At 68.2% G+C, this 2,154-nt stretch carries 5 protein-coding genes; 2 read left to right on the top strand and 3 right to left on the bottom strand.

The genetic code is table 11. From position 1 onward, the window contains the following. The 3 genes from QN345_RS18290 to QN345_RS18280 all read right to left on the bottom strand — a co-directional run. Positions 1-259 (bottom strand): CYTH domain-containing protein (locus tag QN345_RS18290; protein ID WP_323509034.1); only part of this gene is annotated, 259 nt, incomplete at its 3' end. A 47-nt stretch (positions 260-306) separates the two neighbouring features. Then, the gene (gene arsM / locus QN345_RS18285; RefSeq protein WP_134563956.1) at positions 307-1,065 is read right to left on the bottom strand and encodes an arsenite methyltransferase; all 759 of its coding nucleotides are present in this window, start codon (positions 1,063-1,065) and stop codon (positions 307-309) included. Between the two features lie 34 nt (positions 1,066-1,099). Further along, positions 1,100-1,450 carry an ArsR/SmtB family transcription factor gene (locus tag QN345_RS18280; protein ID WP_134448245.1) on the bottom strand — a complete coding sequence of 117 codons (351 nt, stop codon included), beginning with the start codon at positions 1,448-1,450 and terminating at the stop codon, positions 1,100-1,102. Between the two features lie 94 nt (positions 1,451-1,544). Between QN345_RS18280 and arsD the strand changes: the two genes are divergently transcribed. Both arsD and QN345_RS20655 read left to right on the top strand, forming a co-directional pair. Beyond that, a complete protein-coding gene (arsD, locus tag QN345_RS18275; RefSeq protein ID WP_134448243.1) occupies positions 1,545-1,973 on the top strand; it encodes an arsenite efflux transporter metallochaperone ArsD in 429 nt (142 codons plus the stop codon). Between the two features lie 9 nt (positions 1,974-1,982). Further along, positions 1,983-2,154 (top strand): ArsA-related P-loop ATPase (locus QN345_RS20655; RefSeq protein WP_416347675.1); only part of this gene is annotated, 172 nt, incomplete at its 3' end.

The raw sequence follows: 2,154 nt of genomic DNA, 5'->3' as shown, positions 1-2,154 counted from the left end.
GGACCGGAGTCATCGCGAGCATCGCGGCGGCCACGGTGACGCAACCGGCGAACCTGATGCGTGCCTTCGTGCGGCGCCGCAGTGTGATCCGGTGCGCGGCAAGGGTGAGGTCGGCCGTGTCGAAGTAGACGGCGTCGAGCGACTGGTCGACAGGGGCATCCACCCAGGTCACGCCGGGGAGCTCATGCAGCGGCGGGAGAACGGATGCCGCGTCGACGTCGTATTTGCGCTCAACCTCGGAAAAATCCACGGCATTCATGCCCGACAGTGTACGCCCGGGCGCCTCCCGGCCCGCGCCACACGCGGCTAGACGGTGGGCTTGACCGCCTTGACGATGGCGCCGTGCATGTCGGGGGCGACCTCGTGGGTGTAGTCGACGCTGATCCCGGTGAATCCCGCCCCGGCCAGGGTGTCGAGGTACTCCCGGTGGGAGAGCGCGCCGGCGATACAGCCGGCGTAGCTGCCGCGCTCGATGCGGTCCTGCTCGCTGAGGTGGTCCTCCGCGACGACGTCGGAGATCCCGAGCCGCCCGCTGGGCTTGAGGACCCGGAACATCTCCGTGATGACGGCGGTCTTGTCGGCGGAGAGGTTGATCACACAATTGGAGATGATGACGTCGACGGATGCGTCGGGCAGCGGGATCTCCTCGATCCGGCCCTTGATGAATTCGACGTTCGTGGCGCCGGCCTTGTCCGCGTTGGCCCGGGCGAGGGACAGCATCTCGTCGGTCATGTCGAGGCCGTATGCAAAACCGGTGGGGCCGACCCGCCGCGCGGAGAGGAGCACGTCGATGCCGCCTCCGGAGCCGAGGTCGAGCACGGTTTCGCCGGCGCGCAGGTCGGCGACCGCCGTGGGGTTGCCGCAGCCGAGGCTCGCCAGCAGCGCTTCCTCGGGCACTTCGGACCCCTCCCCGCCCGTATAGAGGACCGATCCGAAGACGTCGCCGTTCCCGAGGTCGGTGGGAACGCAGCACGAGCCGGATGCAGCCGACACGTCGGTGAGCTGCAGCGCCGCGGCGGCGTAGCGTTCGCGGACGAGCTCGGTGATGTCTGTCTTTTCAGTCATGGGTGGTTCCTTCCTTCGGATGATCGCTGCGAGGTCATGCGCTGGTCAGCAGCCGCGCGACCGAGTCGAGCGCGCCGGGTACGAGCGCAAAATGGGCCCAGTTGCCGCGCTGGGTGCGGCTGAGGAATCCGGCGTCGGTCAGGACTTTGAGGTGGTGGGACACAGTGGGCTGGCTCAGCCCGACCGGTGCCGTCAGGTCGCAGGCGCAGGCTTCCTGACCTTCGGATGCGGCCACGATCGAGATCAGGCGCAGCCGGGTCGGGTCCGCGAGGGCCTTGAGCGAGCGCGCGAGGTCAACGGCATCCGCCGCGGCGAGCGTCTCGCGCGTGAGCGGCGCGCAGCACGCGCCACGCGAGGCGATGGGGAGCAGGGAGGTGATCGACATGGGCCCAGCATAGTCGCGTATTGACACTTGTCGATATAGAGGGTCATACTGGGGGTATCGATGAATGTCGATATAGTGAATTGAGGAGTACGAGATGGCTGCCATTCGAATCTACGAGCCGGCCCTGTGTTGCGAGTCCGGGGTCTGCGGAACCGACACCGACGCATCCCTGGTCACCGTGACCGCCGACGTGCGCCGGCTCAAGGACCTGGGCGCCGACATCGAACGCCACAACCTCGCCACCGACCCGACCGCCTTCACCACCGACGAGACGGTCCGCGGCTTCATGCACACCGTGGGCTCGAAGGGCCTCCCCCTGACCGTCGTCGACGGCGTCACCGTCGCGACCGGCACCTATCCGAGCCGCGACGAACTGCTCGGCTTCGCCGGCCTCGGTGACTCGTCCAACGTCGCGTCGAAGGTCGCGTCGACGGTCGCGTCGCAGGTCGAGCCGGCCCGGTCCGAGCTGGGCCTCACCGCAAAATCGGGCGGATGCTGCGGCGGCGCCTCCGGCTGCTGCTAAGCCGCCCCGATGCGATTCCTTGAGGACCCACCCCGCTTCCTGTTCTTCACCGGCAAGGGCGGCGTCGGAAAGACCTCGGTCGCCTGCGCCACCGCCCTCGACCTCGCCGGCCTCACTTTCGTCGCGCCGCCCGAGAAGTCAGTCGGCACCTACCGGTCCACCCTCTCCCTCACCCTCGTTT

The organism is Cryobacterium sp. 10I1 (assembly GCF_035019805.1).
In the GTDB taxonomy this organism is placed as follows: domain Bacteria; phylum Actinomycetota; class Actinomycetes; order Actinomycetales; family Microbacteriaceae; genus Cryobacterium; species Cryobacterium glucosi.
The sequence above is the reverse complement of the archived record's forward strand: the minus strand, read 5'-3'. Positions and strand labels throughout refer to the sequence as shown.

Coding starts and splice junctions, on each gene's coding strand:
- arsD (WP_134448243.1), top strand. CDS start 1,545: ATGGCTGCCATTCGAATCTACGAGCCGGCCCTGTGTTGCGAGTCCGGG.
- QN345_RS18280 (WP_134448245.1), bottom strand. CDS start 1,450: ATGTCGATCACCTCCCTGCTCCCCATCGCCTCGCGTGGCGCGTGCTGC.
- arsM (WP_134563956.1), bottom strand. CDS start 1,065: ATGACTGAAAAGACAGACATCACCGAGCTCGTCCGCGAACGCTACGCC.